Raw genomic sequence first — 4,842 nt, 5'->3', positions numbered from 1 at the left:
AGAAGCCGTGATCCACATTGCCATGACCGACCTCATGACCCGCCGCCTCACCGGCGAGAACACCATCTCCTGGCGCGACCCCACACCGCAGACGAGCAGGCAGATTCCGGGATAAAACACCGGGATAAAACGACCTCTTAGATCCTGCTGCCGACGAGCGGCGTTCTTACGTGCGTGGAATGCCATGACTTGTCCTCGTGCGTGAGCCCATGACTCCACGCGGACTGTGGCTAGCCACTGCTGCGATGACGCGGTGCGTCTAGGGCCTACTCGTCTCCCGGTCATGGGCCGGATCTCTCGGCCAGGCACCGTCGCGGCAGCTTCATCCGGCGCCAGCCATCTCAACGAGTCAACGTCGCGCAGCGTTACGGGAACCCCGAAAAGCCAGCTCGTCGATGTCCCGCCCAACGAGATGTGACCGAGCAAGGTCGTGCGCGCTGATCACATGATGACGCCCGCCACACCGCTGGCCGTGCCAGGTCGCGCGGGCACCGGGGAGCCCGTAGACCGGACGTATGGTGCTTCGGCCGCCCGTGGAACCGATGCTGGCGCAGGCCCGCGACACGGTGCCCGCGCCGGGCGCGCTGCCCGGTGAGCTGCGATTCCAGCCCAAGTTCGACGGCTACCGGGCGATCGTCTTCACCCCGTGGCCGGCACCCGGCCCGCTCCTGGTGCAGTCCCGCCGCGGCAGCCTCCTACAGAGCCGCTTCCCGGACCTCGTGAGCGCGGCCACGGACCTGCCCGACGGCCTGATCCTCGACGGCGAGCTGGTCGTGTGGTCGGGGGACCGGATGTCGTTCGAGGCGTTGCAGCGGCGCACGGCCGCCGGCCACCGCAGCGCGCCCCGCCTTGCGGAGGAACTGCCCGCCCACCTGATCGTGTTCGACGTCCTCCAAGTTGACGGCCGCGAGCTCCTCCACGCCCTGTATGCCGAGCGTCGCGCCCGCCTGGAACAGCTCTTCACAGACCACGATCTACGCGCCCCCTGGACGCTGTGCCCGGAGACGGACGACCCGGCGACGGCTCAGGAGTGGCTCACGTCCTGGACACAGGTCCCCGGCGTGGAGGGACTCATCATCCGGGGGACCGAGCAGCGCTATCTGCGCGGTGCCCGCGCCCTCTACAAGGTGCGCCGCCGGGACACCACGGAGGCAGTGATCGGCGCCATCACGGGAACGCTGGGACGGCCGCAGACGCTCGTGCTGGGCCGCTACGACGAAGCGGGCGCACTGCGACCGGTCGGCCGGAGCACACCGCTGCGCCCGGACGCCGCGCGCGAACTTGCCGAGCGCCTGCGGCCAGCGGGAGCAGAGCATCCCTGGCAGGGTGTCCGCTTCACGACGTCGTGGGGATCGAGAACGCAGCTGGATGTGCTCCTGGTTGAGCCGGGCCTGGTCGCTGAGATCGCCGTAGACACGGCGCAGGAGCGGGGGGCGTGGCGGCACCCGGTCCGGCTCGTACGGCTGCGCCCGGACATGGCGCCAGTTGACGTGGCCGCCTTCGGCCAAGGCGCGATGCCCTCATCCTGAGGTGATCAGTCGAGGAGGCCGAGCGCGGTGTCGGGCCGGCAGTGCGCGCATGCGGGGACCTGCTGAGCAGCGCCTCCAGCGCCTGGGCCCTTGTGACCGGGCGGCACCGGCCGCTCTTCTCGGCCGCCCAGCAGTCGCCGGTGTGCACCCAGTCGACGTTCTTTCGGTTGAGGCCGTACTGGATCAGCCAGTCCGGATCAGGGGGCCGGGAAGCGAGTCCGTGCTGCCGTTCTGCCTCACGGCGTTCTTCCTCGGCGATCCACCGGCGGGTGCGTTCCAGGTCGGACCTGCACGCGCTCCAGAAAGCGGAGCAGCGTGAGGCGCGTCGGAGCTGGATCGGTCACATGTTCGATTCTAGGATGGTGGGCGACCAGCACAAACGAGGGGGCAAGTGTGCTGTGACACGGCATGTTGATCGTTGCCATCGAAGGTTGGCGATCAGTACTTTCGTGCCATCACAGTTTGAGCGGCACGACTATCCCCTTCGCGAGCAGACTGAACTGATCCACAAACAGGCCAGTGAGCGCCTTGTGCGCGAGCACCCGCGCCGAGCCCTCCGACGGAGGACCAGCCGGGCTGCGGTCCAAGGAGGGACAGGTGGCAGCATCAAGGGTGCCCGGCAGGCTGGATCCGAACATTGAGTTGGCTGCGCAAGCTGGCGATCCGGGTGCAATAAGGATGCTCGGCATGCACTACCGGTACGTCGATTCCCAGGACGCGAGCGACCTGGCTGAGCGATGGCTATATGCCGCGGCGCAGGCTGGCGATCCGGAGGCGATGTACGAGCTGTCCTGGTTGTATAACGCCCGGTCGGAAGAAGACTACGTGCGCGCTCGCGCCGAGAGCGCCTCCTACATCTACTGGTTGTGGCGCGCTGCGGGGGCAGGCTGCGTTGCGGCGATGAACGCCTTGGCGGAAATCAACCCAAGCTCGGACCAGCGTGAGTTCTGGCTTCGGAAAGCCGCCGAAGGCGGCGCTCCGCACTCGATGCTGCGGCTCGCCGAACTACTGAATGTGACAGGGCAGGCAACCGAAGCGGAAGACTGGTTCCGCGCATCCATCGACAATGGCCTCACATCCGCGCGGCGTAACCTCGCCATCTTCCTGATGGATCAGGACCGGTCGGCCGAAGCCGAGCAATACCTGAGGCCGGAGGCGGAAGCAGGTTCGTCGACTGCCGCCATACATCTGGCCGAGCTCCTCGAGAGGCTGAACCGGACTGAGGAAGCCGCCGCGTGGCGTGCGCAGATCAACACGCTGCGGGCCCGCGAGATTGAGCTCCGGAGGGAGCGGCGCCCGTGTGCGGTGCCACCGCCGGGGCTCGTAGAAGTTGCGATGACAGCGGTGGTAACTACCGCGGTCGTGCCATTCCTTCAAGCCCTGACAGCCAGGGTCGCCGAGGACGCTTACAACCAGGCCCGGCAGCTCGTCCGCCGGCTGTTGCGCAGGGACGGCAAGAGCAAGGACCAGAACGAGTCATCGTCGCCACAGCCCGCTACGCCTGCGGCAGGTACCGAACCAGGCCTTGCCATCCTCCAAGATCCGGATGCAGGCATCACACTCTTCCTCTGGTCGAATGCGTCGGACGAGGCGCTGCGGGCTCTTTCATCGCTCGACTTGGGGGAGCTGACATCGCGTAGGCCAGACCAGGGACAGGTTCACCTGGTGTGGCACCCAGCATCTGGTAGATGGCACATCCGCGGTTCTTGATTCAAGCAGAAGTGCCAGCCGTGCCTTCGGCGCGTCGAGTCTGCCGGCGAATAAACGGGCCAGCTAGACAAGATCCACCTAGTGATCCATAACACTCAAACTTCGATGGCACGGACTCAAGATTTCGTGTCACAGGACAGCAAGGAGAGTCCATGGACGGTCCCGCACTGGCGGGTGCTCTGGACGTGGAGTCGCGGCCTGGCCGCTATCACCTCGTCATGACGGCAAGCGGGCGACCCGTCATGCACGGCTGGTGGAATAGTCAACCGGTCGCGCGCAGCAAGTTCACCCAGCTCGTGGGCGAGCAAGGACGACCAGCCGTCCGCACCACCCTCACTGATGAAGAGACCAGCACCCCCTTGACGACCTGGCCAGCCCGGGCCTAGCACTCTGTCAAGCGAGCGTGGATCGGGCGCTGCGCAGCATTTACATGGCCCTGGTGGTGTCCGCCGGGCGGGCGCGACGGCGCCGAAAGTGCCCGCCGTGCGGGTTCGACCGTGAAGTTCCAGTGAAGTTTCCCGCTGACCGGGATCGCGCTTTTTCGCAGTTCAGAGCGGGTGTCCCCTGTGGGGATGCTGAGTGTCGCGAAGGTTCAGAGGCGTAACGCGTGGCGGTACTACGTGCGCGGAGTCGCGTTCGGAGACGTCCGCCGTCCGGTCGGCCAGTCGTTGAAGGACGCCCAGAAGATGGCCGGCCTCCCGCCGGGGAGGTGGTTGGGGCGCGGCCTGGACGCGCTCGGGCTCATCGAGGGCGCGGAGGTGTCCGAGCGGCAGATGGAGCTCGTCTTCGGACAGGGCCGGCACCCGGACGCCGACCGCATCGAACGCGGCCTCCTGGACGACGGCGCCGACCCGGCAACGGCACGACTGGCCACCGTGCTCGGGCAGCCGATCGAAGAGATCGAGGCGCGCAAGCAGACCCCCTGCTCGCCCTCGACTTCACCTTCCGTCCGCAGGCGTCCCTGATCGTGCTGTGGGCACTGGGAGACGCCAGGACGCGGCGGATCATCGAGCGGGCGCACGAGCGGGCCATCGCCAAGGCGCTGCGCTGGCTGGAGGATGAGGTCGCGGAGACCCGGTGGTCCTCGGGCCGCGGCCGCGCGAAGACCCCGGCCCTCGTGGTTGCCGCCTTCCGGCACTTCGACAACCGGGACGGATTCCCGCTCCTGCACGACCACTGCCTGGTCCTCAACCGCGTGCAGCGCCTGGACGACGACGGCGAGCCGGTGTGGGGCGCCCTGGACACCTTCCTCCTCTACCGGAATGTGGTGGCGGCCGGGACGCTCTACACCCTCGCGATGACGACCGAGGTGTGTGAGGAGCTGGGGCTGGCGACGGTGCCCCGTGAGGTGACGCCGGGCCTGCGCCCGGTGATGGAGGTAGCCGGTGTCGACTCCGAGCTCATCGACTGGTCCTCCACCCGCCGTCAGCGGATCGAGGACGTCCTGGAGGGCCTCACCTACAAGTTCGCGCAGGAGCACGGGCGGTTGCCCGGCGAGCGCGCCCGCAACGGCCTCGGGTGGCAGGCGGCGCAGGACACCCGCCCTGAGAAGAAGACTCCGCGCCCGTTGAAGCAGCTGCTCGCGTGGTGGCGGGCGTCCGCG

The 4,842-nt window shown here is 67.6% G+C and carries 3 protein-coding genes and 2 pseudogenes; all 5 read left to right on the top strand.

Annotation, left to right across the window (positions count from 1 at the left end; all coding sequences use genetic code 11):
- A pseudogene (locus tag ACZ4SF_RS38005) lies at positions 1-115 on the top strand (IS5 family transposase); the annotation flags it as partial.
- Between the two features lie 427 nt (positions 116-542).
- The gene (locus tag ACZ4SF_RS38000) at positions 543-1,529 is read left to right on the top strand and encodes an ATP-dependent DNA ligase (protein WP_468393621.1); all 987 of its coding nucleotides are present in this window, start codon (positions 543-545) and stop codon (positions 1,527-1,529) included.
- A 597-nt stretch (positions 1,530-2,126) separates the two neighbouring features.
- Positions 2,127-3,239: a tetratricopeptide repeat protein gene (locus ACZ4SF_RS37995; protein WP_468393619.1), complete on the top strand. Its 1,113-nt coding sequence runs from the start codon at positions 2,127-2,129 to the stop codon at positions 3,237-3,239.
- 572 nt (positions 3,240-3,811) lie between these two features.
- A pseudogene (locus ACZ4SF_RS37990) lies at positions 3,812-3,997 on the top strand (hypothetical protein); the annotation flags it as partial.
- A partial coding sequence (gene mobF, locus ACZ4SF_RS37985; RefSeq protein WP_468393616.1) for a MobF family relaxase occupies positions 3,949-4,842 on the top strand: 894 nt, incomplete at its 3' end. The pseudogene ACZ4SF_RS37990 and the gene mobF, both read left to right, overlap by 49 nt.

The organism is Streptomyces sp. NPDC027663, assembly GCF_055566415.1.
The sequence above is the reverse complement of the archived record's forward strand: the minus strand, read 5'-3'. Positions and strand labels throughout refer to the sequence as shown.

Bases quoted from the DNA above. Each gene is read 5' to 3' on its own strand.
- ACZ4SF_RS38000 (WP_468393621.1), top strand. From the start codon at position 543: ATGCTGGCGCAGGCCCGCGACACGGTGCCCGCGCCGGGCGCGCTGCCC.